The organism is Cytobacillus sp. EB106-05-05-XG126 (assembly GCF_058791715.1).
The window spans coordinates 698,380-720,862 of record NZ_JBYTDU010000001.1 but is presented as its reverse complement, the minus strand read 5'-3'; the positions used below and the strand labels follow the sequence as shown (position 1 = coordinate 720,862).

The following is a 22,483-nucleotide window of genomic DNA, read 5'->3' as shown; positions in this document are numbered from 1 at the left end:
TTTTGTACTCTTTTTCCGTAAGCTTTTATCCTAAAAACTCTGTTTTTAGTTTTTCTTTTATCTCCCAATGGAAGCCCGGCATCAAAATGTGAGCTGACAAGTCTATATAATGCTCGATCAATTGCCGCGATATCGGCTTTCACTCAAACTTTTCACTTTCTCTCCATCACAGCAAAGTAATTTTCTTCTCCATCCGCAAAGTTAAAAACCCGGCCTGAAGGCATTTCTACAATTTCTCCAACCGTAATGCCCTTGTTTGAAAAGTCGCTATGAAGTCTTTCAAGATCTTCTGTAAAAAACATCAACGAAGGGGTGCCCAGGTTTAATCCCGGCGACATCTTCGCTACCCATTCCTTATTGTGCAGAATAATACTCGTCTCCGACTCCTTTGATGGAGATACTTCGATCCATCTCATCCCCTGGCCATTATCTTCTTCAGCCAATACCTGAAATCCGGCTTTTTCAGTCCAAAAATTTACTGCTTCATCCTGATTGTTAACGTATAGCATAATTTGTCCGACTTGTTTAATCATTTTCTTACACTCCTTTCGTTATTTTTATATTAAATAAATCTGAAAATTAATTCAATTAAAAAAAGAGCCCTGCCCCTGGGACAAAGCTCTGCCTTCTTAGTAATAGTAAGGATATGGCGCGTACGGGTAAGGCGGGTATGGATAATAAGGATATCCAAATCCTGGTCCCGGTGCCAGCAAGGCTCCTGTCGCAAGCCCTCCTAAAAAGCCAAGCCCCAGACCAAAGCCTGCTCCTCCAAACCCGAATCCCGGGCGGCCAAAACCAAATCCGGGCCTTCCAATTCCAAATCCGGGACGAACTCGATGGTCAGTGAAATACATGCCATTGTGCGGAACAAACTCCTGTGTCACCGGCATGTGCTGGTATTGATAATCCAAACGGAACTCCTCCTCTGTATTTGTCTACAGTAAAGGATATGCGTCAGTTGCCTATGGGGTATGGGCCCCTGCCCTAAATACGAAAACAATCTTCTTTTAATAGATAAGTAACCACACGTCTATTATGGTTCTGCCATATCATATACATTAAATTGATATAAAAAAGAGGGATACTAGTGACTAGAAGAAAACAGATTCCTTGCCTTTTCCCCGGGTACCGTTGGTGCGGTCCCGGATGCAGCGGACCAGGCGCCCCTATTAATGGAGTGGATGCCTGCTGCAAGGCTCATGATAAATGCTGGGCAAGCGGAAGATCCAAATGCAGCTGTGACCAGGAATTTCTCAGATGCCTGAAGCCAAAAACAAACCTGCATGGCGAAGAAGGAACCATTGCGACAATCATTTATATTTATATGAAGATTCAAACTGATTTTACCTGCAGCCGGTTTCGGAGGAGAAGACATTATTAAAAAGCGGCGCTAGTCGCTTTTTTTATTCACAGTAATATTGCATTATTAAATTACTTCGATTAAACTCAAAATTAGTTATCTGAATAATAAGAAAACCGAAGGAGGAACCATGAAACTAGGAGCGTTTTCAGTAAGCTTAACCGTAAAAGACATTAAGAAGTCAAAAGAATTTTACGAAAAACTTGGTTTTGAAGCATTGGGCGGGAATATTGAGCAAAATTGGCTGATACTGAAGAATGAAAACTGTGTCATAGGTCTATTCCAAGGCATGTTCGAGAAAAACATCCTTACATTTAACCCTGGCTGGAACCAGAACGCAGAAAACTTAGAGGAATTCACTGACATCAGGGACCTTCAAAAGCAGCTGAAGGAACAAGGGATCTCTATTATAAATGAGGCAAATGAATCAGGCTCCGGCCCTGCAAGCTTCACCCTCGAAGATCCGGATGGCAACGCTATTCTTTTCGACCAGCATAGGTAGAATTCTGCTTACATAAAATAGAAACAGCAGTGCCCGATTGCACTGCTGTTTTAGCCCATTTCAATCACCGTTCATTTCCCCGTTTAAAGTTCCCCGTTATCTTTGCCATGATTAATTGCCTGCTCTTTTCATCTTCAGCATCACTCATTCTTTTTAGAAACTTTTCTGCCTCTTTACCTTTTAGGGTTTTCACTTGTTTTCCATTAAAATCAAGAAACACTGTGCTATTTTTATTTACCCGAAAGCTAAATGGTTCTTCATCAAGGCGATTCCTTTTATCAATATGATCCATTTTCTTCCTCCTTGCTTAACCAAACTATAATATAGAATACTCAACAAGAAAACAGAATTTTTTAACTAAATGAATCAAATAATATTCTATACATATATACTTAACCAATTGCAGAAGTGGAGTTCATGTGTATGAGCATAATTTTAGCCCTGCTGGCCGCATTATTTGCATCTTTCACCGCTATTCTCGCTAAAATTGGCATTGAAAAGGTTGATTCCAACCTGGCTACCGCCGTACGGACGATTGTGGTGGTCATCATGGCTTTTTTAATGGTCCTTATTACTGGTGAAACAGATAGCATCTTTACTATTTCGGTGAAATCCTACGTATTTCTGGTCCTGTCAGGCCTGACAACCGGCCTATCATGGATCTGCTTTTTTAAAGCGATTCAGATTGGAGATGTATCAAAAGTAGTTCCCATTGATAAGTCGAGTGTCGTCTTAACGATCCTCTTATCCTTTATTATTCTCAGGGAACCCGCCACAGCTCTGGTTGTTTCAGGCGGAATCATTATTTCCATTGGAACCTTTGTTTTAATTGGCCGAGTCAGGAAAAAGACCCGCAAAAAGAAAGTATTTAATACAAAATCATATATTTTCCTGGCCGTCCTGTCCGCTGTATTTGCTGCAGCCACCAATATTTTAGCGAAGATCGGAATTGAAGACGTCGACTCCAATGTGGCTACCTTTATCCGGACTGTTGTCATCATTCTTTTCGCCTGGGGCATCGTATTCTTCCAGGGGACTGTTAAGGAGCTTAAAAGCATTTCAAAAAAGTCCTATTTATTTCTTTTCCTCTCTGGAGCCGCAACCGGATTATCCTGGCTGTGCTATTTCGGTGCTCTCGCCATCGGCAAAGTTAGTGTCGTGAACCCCATTGATAAATTCAGTGTGGTGCTGACAATGATTTTAAGTTTCATTATTTTAAAAGAGAAGCCGGCAATGAATACCATTGCAGGCGCCATTTTGATTACGATCGGGACGGCTTTGCTGATAATCTAGGCGTTAATTAAAGATAATTACATAAGAAAAACGGCTTAAATCTTCAATTTGAGCCGTTTCAATGGAGATTGGGCTTCCAGCAGCCCATTTCAGAAACTATATTTATGTGCTAGTATTATTTACTTGCTGATAGACCCAATTTACTTTCGGATAAAATATTTTATTTGCGCATAGCCCAATTCTACTAGCGTATAAAGCTATTTATTTGCGCTTAGCTAATATCATGATTCACCTATCCAAAAGCCTGCGAAGCAATAGCATATAAGGTATTGTTCCTCTGCGGCATAGCTGCTGAATTTTTCATCATGACTGGAGGAGTGTTTGTTTTAACAAAACCGCTTCGCTCCAGATAGGTCATAAAATCCGTTCTTCCTTCTGGAACATCAATTCGCAGCTTCCCTTTATGATGTAAAGCCAATTTTTCTGCGATTAAGGCAGCTGTATCTGAATCAGCTGCTGAAATGGGTCCGAGTATTAAATTAACTGGCCCCTGTATGGATAATCCATATCCAATGATTTCTCCATTATTATTTTTAGCAACAAGACATTGTTGGGACTGGCTGATTCGATTACGGAGAAAAATGCTTCGCTTATCCCCAAAGGCAGCCCCGTCCAAATTAACAAGCTTAGCAAAATCAGACTGATTAAAGTCTTCTATAAAAACTCCTTCATGTTCCTGTGAATGTACAGGAACGAATTGATCACAAAGAAATTTGCTTATAAAATCCACTGTTTTAAAGCCCATTTTTTCATAAAGGGGCTTTCCTTCCTTCGTTGCAATGAGCATTAGCGACATATCCCCATTAATACTTTCAGCACACTTCCGGACTGCATCCTTTGCGAGACCTAATCCCCTGAATTCTTCATGGACAATAACCATGCCAATCGACGCCACTTTAGTGTCATAGGGGATTATAGCTGAACTGGATACAATTTTCCCCTCAGAATTCTTATGACCGAAAACTCTCCCTGATTCCAAGAGTGTGCTAACTTCATATTCATTATAATCCCATCCAACCGATGCTGATAAATCTATTAGGCCAGGAATATCAAATTGATTTAATTCTGCTATTTCAACTTTCATTCGCTTCTCCCTCTAAATCTTTTGTTTTTTCACCTTTATACAAAATCCTTCTTGCTAAAGTTCTAAAGAAGAGCTAAAGAAAAATGGACTCGACTGCTTTTGCAGGAGGGTCCAGTTCGTAATTAGGCGGCTTATTCTGCGTCTTGGGATAAAGCAGCAACCGCTTCTATCTCAACTAATTGGCCACTATAACCCAAAACGGTGACACCTGACAATGTACTTGGAGCATCATGAGAACCGAATTCTTCCCTAACTGCCTGCCATACGGCCACCAAATCTGACTGGTCAGAGGATGCAACTAGAACTCTTGTATAAGCCACATCCGTTAATTCAGCGCCACATTCCTGTAAGGCTGCTTTCAGGTTTTCCACGCATAGCTTGGCCTGTTCTTCATATCTTATTCCCTCAGGCACTCTCCCCTCTTGATCAAGCGGACATGCTCCTGCCATAAAATAAAGATCCATTCCTGCAGGGACATGGGAGGCGTAAGCATAGTCAACGGCTGGTAAAACCTGCGAATGTATTAATGAGATTTTCTTCATTTCTTAAATTCCTTTCCTCTGGCATTTACTATTTTAATTCCACCTATATATATGAATTCCTTTTTCAGTTAAACTGTTTTTAATTTCTCAAAAGGCTGGTGGCATGATGCGGGGCATTAAGTTCGTAAGAATAATAGTAGTTCTTTCTGCCAGCTTACTATTTGGATGTTCAGATAAATCGGTGGATCAAGCTGAATTTCCGCCAGATAAGACGGCAGCTGTTGAAGTGAAAGGCTCAGACTATTCAATGGAAAAAGGAGGCTATCGGTGGGTCAGAAAAAAAGGGCTTGAAACAGAAACAGTGACAACAGATCACGCATCACCGAATCAGATGGCAGAGCATCTTAAACCAATTCGTATAAAACCGGACCAGAAAGTCAAAGTTAAAATTGAAGATGATCCAGTAATGAAAGTATTTTTGTGGAATGAAACCGGAAAAGAAAAAGAAATCAAGCTGGAGGATAATCAAATAACTGTGCCAGCAGATAAAGGAACTTATATTTATGAAGTCTTAGCGGAATGGAAAAACGGTGAAATCTCCTATACATTTGTGGCGGAAGTTCAGTAATAGGGAAACCATAGACATGGTTTCCCTTACCTGATCCTGCTCACTTCTTAAGAATTTTTTTCTCCTTCAATACTTCCAAAGCAATATTTTTGGCCTCAGTGCCTGTTCCATCGATATTCACCGCAAACACCCATGTGCCCTTCTCTGTTTCAATAAAACCAACATACCAGCCAAGTCCCATGTCAGAGAGCCTTGTCCCTGTTTTGCCATGTAAAATGAAGTGATCCTGTTCATCCTGAATCATCATTCGCTTGACTGTTTTTTGGTTCTTTTGTGAAAAAGGCAAGTCTTCTTCAACTAGTTTTTCGATAAAATCAGCTTGCTCTGCTGCAGATATTCTCAGGCTGCTGTCCAGCCAAAACGAATCAATACCGTCAGAAATGTCCTGGTTCCCATACCCTATCCTTGAAACGTACTCATTCATTTTCTTTTCACCAATCGTCCTCGCCAGGTCCTGATAAAACCAGATAGCCGATTCCCTCATGGCAGAAGCAAGCGAATGATCCCGGTTCCAGCTTTCGAATTCCCGTTCGACTCCATCCCACCTTTTCACCTCGTACTCATCTCGGACTGCAGCAGTCTCGAGCCCGATTAGGGCATTAGCGACTTTGAAGGTTGACTCCGGCGTCAATCTCTCTATACTCCTCTCCTTGTTATAGACATACACCTTGTCATTCTTAAGATTTTTGAGAACCATAGTTCCCTCTTTACCTGCAAAAGCCTCTTCAATGTGCAGCTCCTTCGTGTTTTCTCTTCCGCCTAATGCCTCAGCACCTGTACCTGCCAGCAGCACTAATACCGCAAGAACAGCCATCCCCGCTCTCCTCATCCACTTCATCTTTTCTTCCTCCTTCATAAAATAGGATTTCCGTCATGATGTGTGCTCCATATTTGTCCCTTATACTATAAACAGCATAATGAACACAGAAAAGTAATATTTCGGCTATCTGTACCCATACAGATTCCTGAGAGGAGCATAATAATGGGCAATAAATATGATGAAGTCATAGAAGAAATCCAATCCAGATTGGATGATGAACGGCTGAAATCCGGAGAAAAGCTCCCTTCCATCCGCAGATTGGCCAAAGAATTCAACTGCAGCATCAACACTGTACTGAAAGCCTACAGTGAATTGGAGAAGGCACATCTGATTTATTCAGTGCCCAAAAGCGGCTATTTTGCAGTAGGCTCGGATATGCCCAAAAAACAAACTCAAATTAAAATAGACTTTGTCTCAGCAGGACCGGATAAAAGCAAGATGCCATACCGGGATTATCAGCATTGCATGAATCAGGCAATCGAGCTTTATAAAGAGGAAATGTTTCAGTATTCCCATCCCCTTGGCCTGGAGAGTCTGCGGCAGCAGCTGTCAGCTCAGCTTCAGGATTTGCAGGTTTTCGCCCCGCCTGAAAGAATTGCCGTTGTATCAGGATCCCAGCAGGCTCTGGATCTATTAATCTCACTGCCTTTTCCCAATAATAAAAATGAGATTTGCGCTGAACAGCCAACACACTTCAGTTTCATAGATTCCATTATTTCGCGCGGCTTGAAGCCGATCGGGATTGAGGTGAGTCAGAAAGGCATAGATCTTAATTATTTAGAAAAGATATTCAGAGAACGGAGCGTCAAGTTTTTCTACACAGTTTCACGATTCCAGAACCCGACAGGCTGCAGCTACTCCAACCAGGAAAAAAAGCACATTGTCGAGCTCGCTCAGAAATATGATGTCTACATTATCGAGGATGACTATATGGGAGACCTTGATACCAGAAAAAAGGCAGACCCCATGTTTGCCTTTGATCCGTGCGGAAGAGTCATTTACACAAAAAGCTTTTCAAAAGTTTTGCTGCCTGGGCTGCGATTGGGATTGGCCGTTCTTCCGGAAGCACTAATGAAAAGCTTTACTCAAGCCAAATTTGCAGCGGACGTCCATACACCAGTTCTCACACAAGGGGCACTTGAGATTTACTTAAGCAGCGGAATGTTCAAAGCCCATATTGAAAAACTCAGGCGGCAATACAAAAAGAAAGGCACCATTCTCAAAAAGGCGTACCTGGAGCATCTGCCTCCAGGTGCTGCTTTTACTGGCGGGGATTCGGGATTCTATTCAACAATTGAGCTTCCAGGCAGATTAAAAGCAAAGCATCTTGTGGAATATCTCCAAAAGAAAAATGTTTTGGTTCAGGATGCAACAGGTATGTACCTCCCTGAATACAGGCAGGAAAACCGTATCCGGTTAAGCGTGTCACAGGTGGATGACAGGAAAATTGCGGTTGGGGTGAAAAAAATCGGGGAAGGGATTCGTATGTTAGTCAATTTTTAAACCTGAAAGATCCAAATATGGACTAACGCCACTTCCCAAAATGACATGACCCCCGATTAACAATCATATCTATAATGATGGGGTTCCAATATCCATAAAAGGAGATGGTTCGATTGAATCCTTATTATTATCCATATTATCGGGCAACTAGCTGGGGAGATATTTTAACACTGCTGCAGCAAAGTTTATATGCTGAAGAAATGGTTTGTTCCATGAGTTCTGAACTTTTTCATATTCCCGAGACTAAAGATTTAAAAGGTAATGCAGAGATGCACAACCACCTGGTTCCGGCTTCTTATCACCGCGTGACCGCTGTCGGATGTGCACATAGACTAGTAAATGGAGAACAGCGGCAATCAATTATCGACACTATGGCGGCTTGCATCGTGAATGCGGAAAATCAGGATAAAAAGGTGCGGGAAGGACTAAAAACGATGGAGGAAAATGCAGGTCCAGAGTATAAGGCGTTTATAAGTTTGATCATCAGATGGCAAGACCAGGCAGAAAATTACCTATCTCAAGCTAAAGAAGCTTTGCGTACGATGGGTGTATCTTTTCCTTCAGCTGGAAGCGGACCGGAGAATGGCGGTTACAATCTTTATTAAGGAATTGAATACCAGTCAAGGCAAGTATGACGAAATTTTAAGAGGTTATAGAAAGCTCAGCAGAACTGAGCTTTCTAGGTTTCTACTGTTTCAAAGCAACTCCATTACCAATACTCCCAACAGCCTTCCTCTTCCCTCTAACCCAAGCAAAGACAATAGCCGTAATCAATGTAAATCCTAAGTACCCCATTAATGGATAAACCGTTCCGACCAATGTGATGAAGCCTATGAAACTGGCGCCAAAAGCGGCAGCTCCAAATAATACAACAAAGACGTTAAACTTAGGATTTTCCCTTTTTACTACCCTGGCTGTGAAGGCATACAGCATACCAACAGCAGTGTTGTAGATCATACCCAGCAGGACAGCAAACATTAACAGTCCAAATGCCGGTGAAATTTCATTTGCAAGGGCAAGGATCGGCATTGGAGATCCCTCCACCACGTCCATTTTGACCAGCATGGCTACATTGATCAGTAAAATCAGGACACCCAGGCCAACACCGCCCAAGATTCCGCCCAAGCCAGCCTGCTTTTCATTCTTCGTGGTGCCGCCCATGACAGCAAGCATCGCTGCACCAGCCGCAATATTGTAAGAAACATATAATAATCCACCCATAAACCAGTTGGAAGCAGCAGGCGTTTGGCTTTCTGCCAATTTCTGAACTTCTGAGAAATCCAGCCCCATCGTGCTTAGGGCATAGACGCTAATGATAACCACCATAAGCAGCAGAAATGGCGTAACCAGGCTGATAATTGAAATCACTTTTTGGATATTTAGACATACTGTCAGGATCGTTACCACAGCCATAATAATATTCCCGGCCATACTCGGGATGCCGAATTGCTCTTCGAAAATCGATCCCGATCCGGCAAGCATGACGACGGCCACCCCAAAAAGGAAGAATGTAATGATGAAATCAACAGCCATCCCAAGATACTTTCCGCAAATATGGTAAATCACATCTTTATGGGAATCTGTTTGCAGACGGCTTCCCAGCTGCGTTAAATTCATGCCAAGAAAAGCAAAGAAAAAAGTCGCGAGCACGCCTCCGGCAATCCCCATCCAGCCAAAGCCCGTAAAAAACTGCAAAATCTCCTGCCCAGAAGCAAAACCTGCTCCGACAATGACCCCAATAAAGGCCCCGGCAATCTGAATACTCTTTTTCAAACCTATTCCCCCTTTTAATATTTGAATTTTTCGACAACTTTGTTTAAAAGAGAAAGAGAGTATCCTCTCTCTCCGAGTGTCATTTACGCTTTTTATTTGATTTGAGTGGCACTATTCCCGCCAATGAGGGCTGCTTGTTCATTCTGCTCCCCCAACGCAAATTTCTTTTCAAAAACAGTAAATTCTCTAATAGTTTCATAATTCGGTTCATAGCCAATACCGGATCTTTCTGGAACCTTGATCATCCCATCTTCTACGGTTACTTCAGGTTCAATCAGATCCTTCTCCCAATAGCGGGATGATGCAGCTGTGTCTCCAGGCATAATGAAGTTTGATAGTGTGGTTAAGGCAATATTGTGCGCCCTGCCGATGCCGGATTCCAGCATGCCCCCGCACCATACCGGGATGCTGCGTTCCTGGCAGAGGTCATGAATTTTTTTGGATTCTGTCAAGCCCCCGACACGGCCGATTTTGATATTAATAATTTTGCAGCTTCCTAGTTCAATCGCCTTGCGCGCATCCTCATAGGAATGGATGCTTTCATCGAGACAGACCGGTGTTTTAAGTTCCCTCTGAAGAACAGCATGGTCAATAATATCATCAGAGGCCAGCGGCTGCTCGATCATCATTAAATCAAACTCATCCAGCTGTTTTAACAGTTCAATATCATCAAGTGTGTAGGCTGAGTTTGCATCCGCCATAAGCGCTATATCCGGGAAATGCTTTCTCACTTCTCTCATGACCTCAACATCCCAGCCCGGTTTGATTTTCACTTTAATTCGTTTATAGCCATCCTCTACATATTCACCAATGAGGTTCAGCAAATCCTCAACACGGTCCTGAATCCCGATGCTGATTCCAACCTCAATTTCATTCGCTGACCCGCCAAGCGCCTTCGCAAGCGGAATTCCCTTCTGCTTGGCATATAAGTCCCAAACAGCCCCTTCAAATGCCGATTTCGCCATATTGTTTTTCCGTATGTAGGAGAGGGTTTCTGACACATCATCAGGGTGTTCCATTTCTTTGTTTAATAGATTCGGAATGATGAAATCTTCAAGCATATGCCAGTTCGTTTTCAGTGTTTCTTCGTTATACCATGGTGAATGAAAGGCAACTGATTCTCCCCAGCCGCTAACACCGTTCTCATCCTTTGCTTCCAATAAAAGAAATTCTTTATCCTGAAACGTGCCAAAGCTTGTTGTAAATGGTGCTTTCATTCTCATTTTCATATGCCGCAATACAACTTCTGTCACTTTCATATTCATTCCCGCCTTTTCATGTTAGTTGAGCTTAAGCTCGTTTCTTTGAACTAATGCATAGTAATGTACCGGGCCTTCTGTACCTTTTACAAAACCTGCCATGGCATATCCTTTTGAAAATAACGCCTGAAAAATCCCTCTGGTTTTGAAGCGCCAGTCCATCGCAAGCTCGAAATTTTGATTTTTAATAGCTTGAAAGTTTGCCGGAATCGGAACAAGTACAGGTCCTCCAGAAGCATCCCATTCCGTATTTAATAAAACAGGAAAGTTGTCCTCTGATATTCCCCAGTCAAACGGATTCTTGGCAGACGCTGTTTCAATCCTGAGCGGATCACCGGCATGTGGACTGGTAATCCACCATTCCACCTTTAACCGGTCTGTCGGCAGTCCATGATTCAAATTATCATCCATATCTCCATAGCAATTCTCCACATAAGTGGAACAAACCGCATTCAGCTTGGACAGGTTCAGATAAGCATTCCGGCTTTCAAGCGGATCAAACGTCCAGGTGATCAGGTCATAACCCATCTCAGCGGCCAGTTCCTTTTGCTTCTGCTTTAATAACGCGCCAAGCCCCTTATCCTGGTGGTCGGGGTGAATGCCCAGCATATGAGAGCATAAATACCCTTTTCCTTTGTTGAAACCGGGAAATCCGTAGCTGAATCCCACCAGTTCTTCTTCTATAAATGCCCCGAGGAGAAGCCCGCCATTCTGGGCAGCCGTGATGGTTTGATGAACCGGCAGGGGAGCCATGTTCCAGATTGTCTCCTCCAGTTTTTGAATGAGCCTCATATCGGATGCTGTCTTTAATACCCGCAAATCAATTGTCACAGCAGCCATCTTCACTCCTCCTTCTCCAAAGTGGCCATTACCGCCCTGGCCAATATTTCCACTCCTGAGTAAATGGCTTCCCGATTAAACGTCATGTCCGGATGATGAAGCCCAGGCTGTAAATCACAGCCCAATCCAAGCATTGCGGCCTTAATATTCGGCTTTTTGAGGGTATAAAAATGAAAGTCTTCCCCGCCTGAAGTCACAATTGGCTCCCGTAATTGGCCGGCTCCCAGTACATCAATTATGGCCTTCTCCAGAAAATGCTGCGCTTCTTCATCTACCTGGGCTGCTGCCACATTCGCTTTCGTCTCGAGTGTAATTTTGACTCCGTAGAGCTTGGATAAATACTCCGTGATCGTTTCCATTTTTTCAGACAGTGCGTTTATCACTTCATTTGTTTGAGCTCGCAGGTCTAAACTGAAGGAAGCTTTTCCAGGTATGATATTGCCTGAGTCACTGCCGGCATGAAACTTGGTCATCTTAGCCGTATGGGGGACCATGGGATCCAAATGAATATTTTTGATTTCATGAATGAAAGAAGCGCCAATTTCGATGGCATTCTGGCCAAGATGCGGACGGGCGCCATGGGCATCTTCCCCGATAATTTCCCCTGTCAGAAATCTTGCAGCACCATGGTAAATGGCTGCCGATGCTTCCCCGTCTCTAATTTCCTGGATGGGTCTAAGATGTACACCGTACAGGTAATCCACGTCATCCAGCACGCCATGCTCAATCATTTTCAAGGCACCGGTGCCTTTTTCTTCAGCCGGCTGGAAGATGAATTTCAGCTTGCCTTTTTTAGGGAAGCCTGCCTTTTGAAGCAGCAGCATGGCTCCGACCCCCATCGTCATGTGGGCATCATGTCCGCAGGAATGATTCGCCTGAAACTTGCCGTCCACTTCCTGCCAAAGTGCGTCCATATCCGCTCTCAGCGCGACACATGGACTCCCTTCCCCCACTTCAACAACCAGACCGGTGCAATCCCCAAACAGCTGAACTTTGAATCCCCGGCATTCCAGAAATTTCTGCAGGAACTCGGTTGTCTTATATTCCCTCCAGCTCACTTCCGGATGTTCGTGCAAATGTGTAAATACCATCTCTAACGCGGGTTTAAGCTCTTCAATCATTTCCTTCAATCTAACTTCCCTCCCGGCTGTATAAAAAAATGCTCACTTTCCAGCTTTTCATATTGTTCTTTCCTTGCTTCAAATCGGTCACGATCTTGAATGGACACCCCTGCAATCACCGCATTCAGAAAGGAAAAGAGGGCGGGTGCCGCATCAATCGTCGATTTTTCCGATGAATGGATCTGAAAAAGCAAATCGGCATGTTCTTTAATTGGCGCGATCGCTGAATCGGTTATGCCAATCACAAAAGCTCCCTGCTTTTTCGCCAATTCCGCCAATTTGATCGTATCCTTCATATAACGGTCGAATGAAATGGCAATAAATGTTGCATCTATATCCATTTCGGTAACCGTCAACAGCAGATCATCCGTATCCGGCCGGATCAGCTTCGCATTTCCCCTTACTACTCCAAGGGTAAAAGAAAGCCAGCTTGCTGCGGAGAAAGAAGACCGAAGTCCTGTAATATATATATTTTTCGATTCGATCAGCCGGTCAACCAAAGCATCGAAATCATCCTGACTGATATTCTGCATCGTTTCCCGTATATGCAGACAATCCTTCTCCATCACACTTGCCAGGAACTCCGGCTTTTCGGCCAGTTCCACCTTACTCGTAAAATACTGCCCCAGTGTGCTATTCGCCTTCAAAAGCTGTTCCCTTACCATCTTCTGAAGCTCAGAATAGCCGGAAAGCTGAATCGAATAACAGAAACGGATGACTGTCGTTTCACTGACCCCGATTCTTTTGCCGATCTCACCCGCAGACTTTACGGCAAAATCCTTCGGATGGTCGAGCAAATACTTCGCTGCCTTCTGCTGGCCTTTGGAGAGGTTATTAAACTCTTTTTCTATGGTTTCTTTTAATATCATTTAGGATCACCTTAAAATATGAAGTTTAAGCTGTATTCTTTTGTTTTTTGAAGCCTGCGCTTCGTTTTAATTAAATTATCATATATTTCTTCGGAAAACAACAATAATTCTGAAAATTTTATAATTAAAAATGACACCCTTATCGGATGCCAATTTCTTTTATGATATACATGATCATTCTATAATTCCCGATTGAACAGCATTCACATCTGCTTCGATTTTAATTTCCATTTCACTATACTGCTCTTTCCATTCTTTCCGATTAAAATCGGAGCGCTGCCGGGCCTTTTCCCCGATGCGCAGGGGATCTGCATCCAATTCCTGAAACTTCTTGACCATTTTCTCTGCTCTCTCCGTTATTTCTTTTTCCACTGCTTTTTCAATTCTCTCAATCGTTTTCTTGTCTGTAAGATCTAAATCAACCCCTTCCATTGCTCTGCCGTTAACTTTCACCTTAAAAGCAGCTGTATATTTCCCATTTCTCTTGTCCACCATTATTTTAGGTTTTGATGAAAGGTTTTCGAGACTTACATCTTCTCCGACGCTAAGTTCCACTTCAAATTGTCCCCGCCGGAATTTTTCATATAGTATTTTAAAGATATAGGCGTCACCAAAGCTGATCGTTTCAACAAGCTTATCGTCTTTAAAAATCCCCAGTCCGCTGACTTTTAAATGCTTACCCTGTTTTTCGATTAAAGGTAAAAAAGGGTCTGCATCTTTGCTGTAATAGTGAACAAGAAAACGGTGTAAATTCACATCAGGAATAGTCTGCTCAAGATTCTGTTCAACCACATCAATTAAATACTGTGATACAGAATCACTTTGCGAGTAATTGGAATCAATTATGTCTTTCGCCTTATCTTTCGATACAACCAGCAGCAATTTCCGGCCAATGCTGGGGTTTCTCTGCAAACTGTCTACTTGATTTTCAATGCCATGCTCTGCAAGTTCCTGATTGAAAATGACCAGTCCCACCCTGCCAACCACTATGGGCCTTGCAGCTTCAGACTGAATCTTTTGCCTGATCCGTTTACTGGTCTTCCCTGTCGCAGAAAAAACCTCATTTACAGGCAAGGACTGTTCACCTGGAGGTATATTGGAGGAGCCTGCTGTTCCTTCAAATTCTTCACCATTGACATAATCATAGCCAATGGTCTGCACCAATTGGATATCCTCTAAAACCTTTGGACTGGGAGTACAGCCTGCCAGGAGGATTGGAATCAGGGAACAGCATAAATAGTTTTTAACATTCATGCTTTTTTCACCTTCATGATGATATATTGTAAGACCATTAAGCATGGCAAGTAAAAATAGATGCTATATAGCCCGATTTGGGAGACAGCTTTCTGCAGCAAATCAATTTGCTGTCTATCTGTTAAAAGAACGCTGATGAAAAACAGCAATAGGCAAAAAATCCTCAAGGCACTTCTCTGAGAGACGGGAAACAGACGGTTCATTCCCCTGCTTGCACACCAGAGGCCAATGCAAATATTGGGAAGAATGGCAAAGAACCATACGGAAATTCCTATGTATTCGAACCTTTCCACAATGATTAAGTCCACGATTTTCCAAAGTGTGAGTGTAGCCCAAATGGTGCCTTTCAACTGTTCCTGGTTAAAATAGACAAACGTAACAAAAGCAGTGACCAGGTATATAAATATGCTGAAAAGCACCCCGAAATAAGCCCACTTTTCCGATTTCGGCCCATCTTTTATAAAAGGATAAAACATAAAAAGCGTCTCGAACCCGAGAAAATTAAGAGTCATCTCTTTTGAAGCCTTAAATAATTCTGCGGGAGAAGCATTCAAGATTGGCAGCAGATTACCATAATCAGCATACTGTAAAGGATAAAATTTAACCAGCAATAGCGGCAAGCCGTATAAAACCCCTAAATAGCTTACCCCTGTTACAACCCGAAAACCTCCTGTGACATAGGAATAGGCTAAAAATATGATAATTATTATGAATATCCATTCTGAGACTTCGGGAAATACCCAAACCTGGAGTACTTCCACATAGGATCTAAGTACAACCAACGCAAAAGCAAAGAAGTATAACAAGAATAAAAAGCTGAAAAAACCGCCAATCCATTTCCCCATAATTTCAGCGTGGATGGCCACGATGTCGTTATTCCCCTTATTCAAGATTCGATAGGAAACCCATACCAATCCGATAATGGAGGCGCCGGATGTTAAGATTGCAATCCAGGCGCTATAGCCGGCCGACTGGACAATAATTCTTTCGAAGCCCAGAATCCCTACACCTATTTGCATCGCATGTATTAAATAAAATACAAAATAGGGAGATACCTTCTTATCCTCTTTAGGCAATGGAAACATCAGCTATCCTCCTTTATCGGAACATATTTCCTCCAATTAATCTTCTATGTCTCTTTTCGATTTCTCGTGCTTTTTGGGCTGAAAACGGGTTCGTACAGGGGATCTGACCTGTAAAGGCCGCTTCGTTTGCATGAAAAACGGGAGGCGGAAGAGGGAATCCCTTAAGTCATCCAGCCGCAAAGGATAGACAGGTGCCAAATATGGGCGTCCCAGAGAAGTCATTTTAAGCAAATGGCTCAAAATGTATGAAAAACAAAAGGTAACTCCCAGAAGTCCCCACAACTGAGCAGTGATTAAAAAAGGAAAACGGATTAAGCGGATCGTATTGCCCATTTGATAGACAGGTGTTGTAAAAGATGCCAGGGCCGCAAGCGCCACGATGATCAGCAGCACATTACTGGTCAGCCCGGCCTGTACTGCCGCAGTTCCGATAACAATACCGCCTACGATACCAATCGTCTGACCGATTTTGGTCGGCAGCCTTGCTCCAGCCTCACGCAATAGCTCAATGGTCAATTCCAGAATAATCGCTTCCAGTATCGGCGGGAACGGGATCCCGCTCCTTGAAGCAATAAGCGGGTTAAGCAGGTTTTCCGGAATCATTTCGTAATGATAGGTGAGCACGGCGACATAAAGTGAAGTCGACAACACTGAAAAGAATACGGCGAACAAGCGGACAAGCCGAAAAATGGAGGCAATATGCCATGATAAAAAGTAATCCTCAAAAGCTGAAAAAAACTCTACGAGAGTTGTAGGGCCGGTAAGGGCATGAGGTGAGCCATCTACAATGATCGTTATTTTCCCTTCCGAGAGCACACTCGCTACCCTATCAGGCCTTTCCGTGTCAATTAAATGAGGAAAGGGAGAATTGTGGTTATCGGAAATGATCTGGTTAATAAAAGAGCTGTCCACGATTTGATCAAATTGAATCTCATTCAGCCGCTGCAGAATGGTATTTACGTTTTCTTTGTCCGTAATTCCTTCAATATAAAGAACAGCCACTCTTGTTTTCGTCAGACTGCCTATTTTTACTTCTTCCACGATAAGATCTGGAATAGGCAGCCTTTTCCTGACCAGATTGATGTTAGCATCAATCGATTCGACGAAAGCTTCCTTTGGCCCCACAACACTGTACTCGACTTCCGGCATGCTGACGGGCCTCTTCTCAAGCGAAACAGCAGAAATGACCAGAGCTTCTTGCAATGAACCTTTTACTTCTATGACAACACAGCCTGTCAGCAGCTTATCCCTTATTTCATGAACATTATCTATAATTTCAGTATTATCAATGGGAATAGCTTGCTGAAGATCAAACAGGGATTTGCTCTCATTTTCTTTGATATAGGGCAAGACATATTGATGCAGGATGTTAATGTCTACAATAGTCTGGTAATAATGGATATAAAATGGGCTGGATTCTGAATATCTGTAGGAAACAAAATCCGCAGATTCTTTACAGCGATGAAGGAGTTCATCAATCCTTAATTCACGTTCAGTATTTCCATTCTTCTTTTGTTTATTGTCCCTATTAAACCTTTTTAATTTAGATTTAAAAAAACCCACCGGACACTCCTCCAAAACTTAACAAATCATAGTTTTAGTATGTGCCGGGGGGTTTTATTTATTCTATTGCCATATATTAGATAAATATCTACTTTTGATGTTGCGAAAAACAATCATATCATTTAATATACTTTAATCATTTATGGTCTTTATTCAAAGGTACCTTTCACAACAGCCTTACCGTCTTCAACCATCTTTCTTCCAAGGGAATAAACGGTTTCAATTGCCAGTGTTTCTTTATTCAAAATCACAAGGTCTGCATCTTTCCCTTCCTCAATTTTTCCTTTTTGGTGAAGCTTGAGGATAGACGCTGGATTTTTGGTAATGACAGACAGTGCATTTTCCATGGAGACCCCTTCTTGAAGGATCGCATCCCGCACTTCGGAAAAAAGTGTGGAAACCTTGCCAATTTGCAGGCCAATTAGTTCTCCCTGCTCATTGAAATCAGGCAGGCTGGCCTGTCCGTCTGAAGTAAACGTAATTTGGCCAGCAGGAATCCCTTCGTCCAGCATGATTCTGAGGGCCTTGCTGCACTTTACTTCCCCCTCTTCGAAAAACTTTGGAATCGAGCTTGTCGTGAAATCGACATATCCCCCTTTTTTGGCATAACGTATGCCAGCTTCAAATAAATGCGGATTACGGTTAATATGTGTCGGGTAGAATTGTTTGATTGGAATATCCGTGTTCTCCGCTATATCTTCCAGGAGCTTTAAATGATCATAACTATCACCCACATGGACATTTACGATTCCCGCTTTACCGGAAAGCATGCCGCCAACACGTGCAGCTGAAGCAATTTTGGCCATTTCTTCAACTGTCGGCTGGGAAGAACGGTGATCAGCAATCGCAATCTCTCCGACACCGATAATCTTGTCAATCAGAATGAGATCATCTTCAATTTTTCCAGTCAGCGTTTTTACCGGCACCTGATAAGAACCGGTCTGGACATAACAGGTAATTCCTTCTTCCTCAAGTGCCCGCGCTTTAGCAATAAGACTGGCCATCGTCCGTGTTGTTCCGTCTGTACCAATGACACCCACCAGCGTAGTGATGCCAGACAGTGTAGCATCTGTCAGCTGTATTTCCGGTGTCCGGGTTTTATAGCTCCCCTCACCGCCGCCTCCAATAATATGAACATGTGAATCGATAAATCCCGGAACGGCCATTTTTCCTTCGGCATTAATGACTTCAATATCCGCAAATGAAAGCTCAGGCAGTTCAATGGAATCGCGGATATAGCCTATTTTATTATGAACGAGTAAGATATCCTTTTTCCCAAGAAAATGCGGAGAATAAATTTCTTCGTTTTTTATAAGAGTTAACAAGGATAAACCCCTTTCTGTCTAACATATGATGTCTGGTTAAAAACCGATTAATACTGCGCCAATCACGAATAGTGATGAAACTCCCATGAGGAGCAGCAAAAATTTGATGATGAATTTTGCCCATGTTCCCCAGTCCAGCCTTGCTGCTCCAAGAGCACCCATAAGGGCTGCAGATGTTGGAACAAAAATATTTGTTAAACCATCTCCAAGCTGGAAAGCAAGCACGGCAACCTGCCTGGATACACCGGCAATATCAGCCAGCGGGGCCATCAGAGGCATTGTAAGGGCTGCCTGTCCTGATCCAGATACAACAAAGAAATTAAAGACAGATTGGAAAAGATACATAAACCACGCTGACAGGGCTGCAGGGAAATCTCCTATTACCTGGCCAGCTCCAAATAACATTGTATTTAATACAGATGGCGCATCCGGGCTGTCTCCGCCTAATATGATCACAATTCCTTTTGCCATGCCTACAACCAATGCTGCCGGCAAAAGATCTTTAGCCCCTTCAATGAATCCTTCAGCAATATCGTCTACCTTCATATTATTAAGCTTAAAGAAAACAGCAATAAGTCCCGCTGCCAATCCGATCGTAAAAAATTGCGAGGCAATTTCCGGGATATAGTAAGCATACTCTACAACACCCCATACAATCCAGGCAATTCCGGCTGCTATGGTTAACAGAACAAGACCGTGTCCAAGAGTAAATTGGACCTTCAGCTCCCCTGTTTTCATTTCTTTCCTGAAATAGCTGTCTGATTCATAGCTCACTGATTTCAACGGATCTTTCTTAATTCCCGAAGCGTATTTCCATGTATAAATAATCCCAATTAATGTGAAAACAGCCCACATGCCTATTCGAAAAGGTGCTCCTGACAGAACAGGAACCCCCGAAACTCCCTGTGCAATAGCCACACTGAAAGGGTTCATCCAGGAAGTTGCAAACCCAATTTGCGTTGCCACATAGGTGATCATCACACCTGTGATCGCATCATAGCCAAGTGCAACCATAAGAGGCACAAGGATCATCGCAAACGCAATGGCTTCCTCTCCCATCCCAAAAACAGCTCCTCCAAGCGAGAATAGGAAAAACATAATCGGAATGATTAAGATTTCTCTGCCTTTTGTCTTGTCAATTACACTTAAAATGCCTTCTTCAATCGCACGGGTTTTCATTATAATTCCGAATGCTCCGCCAATGATCAATATAAATGCTACAACTCCAACTGCGGATCCCCATTTATCTCCTGATACGAGTCCTTCAAAAACATAATTTAAAAACCCGGCTTCTCCCCCAGACTCAAATAGGCTTGTCCCCTGTCGGACAGGATTACCTAGTTCATCTTTCACGATTTCAAAGCTGTCGGGAACCAATACTGTCTTGGTGGACTCTTCCCCGTTTTGCGTATAAGTTACTTCTTCCGTCTGGAATTGGCCAACGGGAACCAAATACGTAACCATGGCTGCCAGAAGGACCACAAAGAAAACAATGACAAACGTGTGCGGCACCTTCCAGGCTCTGTTTTTTTCTTTCATTCTATTTCCCCCTTCATTTCTAGATGTAATACTTAATGCAATTTGTGTGCCAAGTTGAAAATTCTGAATAAAAGGATAAAAAATAGAAACTGGTTTATTAATGGGTGTTTTAATTGGTATAATAATAACCATTAATCAACCATTAAAGGAGCTTACCATGAAAAATGAATTAGTGCTGCTTGCCGGAACAAGGGAGACATGTAAAGCGCTCACAGAACAGCTAAAAGGAATGCTCGGAAAGTATATCCGGATAAAAAGCTTTGCGTCGGAAGAATATCTGCCCCCATTAATCGAAGATGCCTTAATCGTGTTTTCTTCTTACCTAATTCATGATGAAGTAAAGCATGTTATTGCTCCTTCCTGTGAAGTGATTACAGCACACAGAACCGTAAATTATCAATATATCGATTACCTTTTTGAAATACCCAAGGACACAAATGTCCTTTTTGTAAATGACTTTCCACAGAGCACCATGGATTCTATCGAAACACTGGACAGACTCGGAATCAGCCATCTCGGATATATTCCCTATTCACCAGGTGGAGAAGTTCCCGATTCAATTGAGATTGCCGTTACTCCAGGAGAAATGGATCTAATCCCTTCTTCTATCCCGACGAAACTCAATCTCGGTGTACGTCTTATTGATATCCACACGATTATGGCTATTATAGATTATTTTGAACTGCCGGAAACCCTCAGAATAAATATCACCGATAAGTACACCGGAAAAATAATTGAACTGAGCAAGAAACTATCATCCTTGAAACAGGAAGCCGATAAACTCAATCAATATTTAAAAAGGGTCGTGGATGGAGTAAATGATGGGATCTTGGCATTTGACAGATCCGGTTCGATTTCAGTTTTCAACAAAGAGCTTGAGAGAATGATAGGAATTTCACCTGAATATGCGTTTAAGAAAAAAATCGGCCAGGTATTCAGAAACAGCGAACTGCTGGAATTTCTATTAAATGATGAATCTGGTCATCAGGAAGCTTTTACGGTAAGACAAACAAACTTGCTGGTGCACCGCTTTCCAATGAAAAATGATAACACGATTGTTGCCACATTCAAAAATATGGATGAAACGATCGAAATGGAAAGAAGAGTAAAGCTGGAGCTTCAGAAAAAGGGTTTTGTATCCAAATATACATTCCAGAGCATTTTGGGTGAGAGCCAGATCCTTCAGGAAACCATTCGGATTGCCAAGAAACTTTCATTATCCGACCTGCCTATCTTAATTCAGGGAGAAAGCGGCACAGGAAAAGAATTGTTCGCCGGAGCCATCCATTCGGAATCGAGCAGGAGAAATGCACCTTTTTTAGGGATTAACTGCAACGCTCTTCCTGAAGAATTGCTTGAAAGTGAATTATTCGGATATGAGGATGGCGCGTTCACCGGGGCACGAAAAGGCGGAAAAAAAGGACTGTTTGAGCAGGCTGACCAAGGGACTTTATTTTTGGATGAGATTGGGGATATCAGCATGAAACTGCAGGCCAGGCTATTGCGAGTTCTCGAAGAATGGGAAATCCGCAGAATTGGCGGCAATAAAATTATTCCAATTAATGTTAGGATTATTGCCGCAACCAATCGGAATCTGAAGGAAATGATAGAAGCTGGAAAGTTTCGGGAAGACTTGTACCACCGTTTAAAGGTCCTGTCACTTTCCCTCCCTTCTCTAAGGCAGCGAAAAATAGATATCCCGATCTTAATTCGGGCGTTCATAAGGCAGAGCCACAAACCTTCTGCTTCCATAACAGAGGAAACCTTATTGCTGCTATCAAAGATGGACTGGAAAGGAAATATAAGAGAATTAAAGAATGTCGTTCAGTACATGCTGGCGGTTTCGGAGCACAATGAGCTGACAGCTTCAGATTTGCCTGCAGACCTATCTCCGGCAAATGCTCCTTTGATTCCGGGGACCCTCTCAAACTTAAAAAACGAGCATCATTTCTTACTGAAATGCATTGACGAACTAAATAAAAGCGGAATGCCAGCAAGCAGAAAAAAACTGTCATCTCTAACCCGGAAAACAAATTCGCCCCTCACTGAACAGCAGGTAAGACTCAGACTCAAGGAGTTAGAGCAGCTGGGCTATGTCATGATCCGCAAGGGGAGATCCGGTACACATATTACAGAGAAGGGACTGGAAACTCTGGCTTAAAGATAAATAGGATATATAAAAA

General features: G+C 42.6%; 23 protein-coding genes. 7 read left to right on the top strand and 16 right to left on the bottom strand.

Translation table 11 applies throughout. The features are described from left to right. Positions 1-152: 152 nt before the first annotated feature. Both AC3WTL_RS03585 and ymaG read right to left on the bottom strand, forming a co-directional pair. Positions 153-533, bottom strand: coding sequence for a VOC family protein (locus AC3WTL_RS03585; protein WP_492369024.1), 381 nt, complete (start codon positions 531-533; stop codon positions 153-155). A gap of 96 nt (positions 534-629) precedes the next feature. Continuing rightward, positions 630-854 carry an inner spore coat protein YmaG gene (ymaG, locus tag AC3WTL_RS03580; protein ID WP_492369374.1) on the bottom strand — a complete coding sequence of 75 codons (225 nt, stop codon included), beginning with the start codon at positions 852-854 and terminating at the stop codon, positions 630-632. A 233-nt stretch (positions 855-1,087) separates the two neighbouring features. On the opposite strand from ymaG, the gene AC3WTL_RS03575 reads away from it, so the two are divergent. Continuing rightward, positions 1,088-1,381 carry a phospholipase A2 family protein gene (locus tag AC3WTL_RS03575; RefSeq protein WP_227887547.1) on the top strand — a complete coding sequence of 98 codons (294 nt, stop codon included), beginning with the start codon at positions 1,088-1,090 and terminating at the stop codon, positions 1,379-1,381. A 109-nt stretch (positions 1,382-1,490) separates the two neighbouring features. Further along, positions 1,491-1,862 (top strand): VOC family protein, encoded by a 372-nt coding sequence (locus tag AC3WTL_RS03570; RefSeq protein WP_492369023.1) that lies wholly within the window; start codon positions 1,491-1,493, stop codon positions 1,860-1,862. A gap of 64 nt (positions 1,863-1,926) precedes the next feature. Here the strand turns inward: AC3WTL_RS03570 and AC3WTL_RS03565 are convergent, their stop codons facing one another. Continuing rightward, positions 1,927-2,154, bottom strand: a complete 228-nt coding sequence (locus tag AC3WTL_RS03565; RefSeq protein ID WP_492369022.1) for a hypothetical protein — start codon at positions 2,152-2,154, stop codon at positions 1,927-1,929. Positions 2,155-2,285: 131 nt separating this feature from the next. Between AC3WTL_RS03565 and AC3WTL_RS03560 the strand changes: the two genes are divergently transcribed. Further along, positions 2,286-3,155: an EamA family transporter gene (locus AC3WTL_RS03560; protein ID WP_048011571.1), complete on the top strand. Its 870-nt coding sequence runs from the start codon at positions 2,286-2,288 to the stop codon at positions 3,153-3,155. A 232-nt stretch (positions 3,156-3,387) separates the two neighbouring features. Here AC3WTL_RS03560 and AC3WTL_RS03555 read toward each other — a convergent pair whose 3' ends face one another. Both AC3WTL_RS03555 and AC3WTL_RS03550 read right to left on the bottom strand, forming a co-directional pair. Then, positions 3,388-4,239 carry a GNAT family N-acetyltransferase gene (locus AC3WTL_RS03555; protein WP_492369021.1) on the bottom strand — a complete coding sequence of 284 codons (852 nt, stop codon included), beginning with the start codon at positions 4,237-4,239 and terminating at the stop codon, positions 3,388-3,390. A gap of 131 nt (positions 4,240-4,370) precedes the next feature. After that, a complete protein-coding gene (locus AC3WTL_RS03550) occupies positions 4,371-4,781 on the bottom strand; it encodes a RidA family protein (RefSeq protein ID WP_492369020.1) in 411 nt (136 codons plus the stop codon). 103 nt (positions 4,782-4,884) lie between these two features. On the opposite strand from AC3WTL_RS03550, the gene AC3WTL_RS03545 reads away from it, so the two are divergent. Further along, positions 4,885-5,349 (top strand): hypothetical protein, encoded by a 465-nt coding sequence (locus AC3WTL_RS03545; protein ID WP_492369019.1) that lies wholly within the window; start codon positions 4,885-4,887, stop codon positions 5,347-5,349. A 40-nt stretch (positions 5,350-5,389) separates the two neighbouring features. On the opposite strand, the gene blaOXA is transcribed toward AC3WTL_RS03545, so the two are convergent. After that, positions 5,390-6,187, bottom strand: coding sequence for a class D beta-lactamase (blaOXA, locus tag AC3WTL_RS03540; RefSeq protein WP_492369018.1), 798 nt, complete (start codon positions 6,185-6,187; stop codon positions 5,390-5,392). A gap of 144 nt (positions 6,188-6,331) precedes the next feature. Here blaOXA and AC3WTL_RS03535 point away from each other — a divergent pair, with 144 nt between their 5' ends. Both AC3WTL_RS03535 and AC3WTL_RS03530 read left to right on the top strand, forming a co-directional pair. After that, on the top strand, positions 6,332-7,672 hold the full coding sequence (locus AC3WTL_RS03535; protein WP_222501312.1) for an aminotransferase-like domain-containing protein: 1,341 nt from the start codon (positions 6,332-6,334) through the stop codon (positions 7,670-7,672). A 113-nt stretch (positions 7,673-7,785) separates the two neighbouring features. Further along, the gene (locus tag AC3WTL_RS03530; RefSeq protein ID WP_492369017.1) at positions 7,786-8,277 is read left to right on the top strand and encodes a hypothetical protein; all 492 of its coding nucleotides are present in this window, start codon (positions 7,786-7,788) and stop codon (positions 8,275-8,277) included. Between the two features lie 82 nt (positions 8,278-8,359). Here AC3WTL_RS03530 and AC3WTL_RS03525 read toward each other — a convergent pair whose 3' ends face one another. The 10 genes from AC3WTL_RS03525 to yfcC all read right to left on the bottom strand — a co-directional run bounded on the left by AC3WTL_RS03525 (position 8,360) and on the right by yfcC (position 20,300). Beyond that, a complete protein-coding gene (locus AC3WTL_RS03525; RefSeq protein ID WP_248347642.1) occupies positions 8,360-9,445 on the bottom strand; it encodes a hypothetical protein in 1,086 nt (361 codons plus the stop codon). Positions 9,446-9,537: 92 nt separating this feature from the next. Continuing rightward, positions 9,538-10,704, bottom strand: coding sequence for an o-succinylbenzoate synthase (gene menC / locus AC3WTL_RS03520; RefSeq protein ID WP_492369016.1), 1,167 nt, complete (start codon positions 10,702-10,704; stop codon positions 9,538-9,540). Between the two features lie 21 nt (positions 10,705-10,725). Next, positions 10,726-11,544 carry a GNAT family N-acetyltransferase gene (locus tag AC3WTL_RS03515; protein ID WP_492369015.1) on the bottom strand — a complete coding sequence of 273 codons (819 nt, stop codon included), beginning with the start codon at positions 11,542-11,544 and terminating at the stop codon, positions 10,726-10,728. 2 nt (positions 11,545-11,546) lie between these two features. After that, a complete protein-coding gene (locus AC3WTL_RS03510) occupies positions 11,547-12,674 on the bottom strand; it encodes a M20 peptidase aminoacylase family protein (protein ID WP_492369014.1) in 1,128 nt (375 codons plus the stop codon). After that, complete coding sequence (locus tag AC3WTL_RS03505; RefSeq protein WP_492369013.1) at positions 12,671-13,534, bottom strand: MurR/RpiR family transcriptional regulator; 864 nt, start codon at positions 13,532-13,534, stop codon at positions 12,671-12,673. Before AC3WTL_RS03505 ends, AC3WTL_RS03510 begins: the two co-directional genes overlap by 4 nt. A 174-nt stretch (positions 13,535-13,708) precedes the next feature. After that, a complete protein-coding gene (locus tag AC3WTL_RS03500) occupies positions 13,709-14,788 on the bottom strand; it encodes a Ger(x)C family spore germination protein (RefSeq protein ID WP_492369012.1) in 1,080 nt (359 codons plus the stop codon). Next, on the bottom strand, positions 14,785-15,873 hold the full coding sequence (locus tag AC3WTL_RS03495; protein WP_492369011.1) for a GerAB/ArcD/ProY family transporter: 1,089 nt from the start codon (positions 15,871-15,873) through the stop codon (positions 14,785-14,787). The genes AC3WTL_RS03500 and AC3WTL_RS03495 overlap by 4 nt, the downstream gene beginning before the upstream one ends. A 36-nt stretch (positions 15,874-15,909) precedes the next feature. Continuing rightward, positions 15,910-17,436: a spore germination protein gene (locus AC3WTL_RS03490; RefSeq protein ID WP_222501324.1), complete on the bottom strand. Its 1,527-nt coding sequence runs from the start codon at positions 17,434-17,436 to the stop codon at positions 15,910-15,912. 149 nt (positions 17,437-17,585) lie between these two features. After that, positions 17,586-18,761 (bottom strand): beta-aspartyl-peptidase, encoded by a 1,176-nt coding sequence (gene iadA / locus AC3WTL_RS03485; protein ID WP_492369010.1) that lies wholly within the window; start codon positions 18,759-18,761, stop codon positions 17,586-17,588. Positions 18,762-18,797: 36 nt separating this feature from the next. Continuing rightward, positions 18,798-20,300: a putative basic amino acid antiporter YfcC gene (gene yfcC, locus AC3WTL_RS03480; RefSeq protein ID WP_248347645.1), complete on the bottom strand. Its 1,503-nt coding sequence runs from the start codon at positions 20,298-20,300 to the stop codon at positions 18,798-18,800. A 157-nt stretch (positions 20,301-20,457) separates the two neighbouring features. Here yfcC and AC3WTL_RS03475 point away from each other — a divergent pair, with 157 nt between their 5' ends. Next, positions 20,458-22,461 carry a sigma 54-interacting transcriptional regulator gene (locus tag AC3WTL_RS03475; RefSeq protein WP_492369009.1) on the top strand — a complete coding sequence of 668 codons (2,004 nt, stop codon included), beginning with the start codon at positions 20,458-20,460 and terminating at the stop codon, positions 22,459-22,461. The last annotated feature ends 22 nt before the right edge of the window (positions 22,462-22,483 follow it).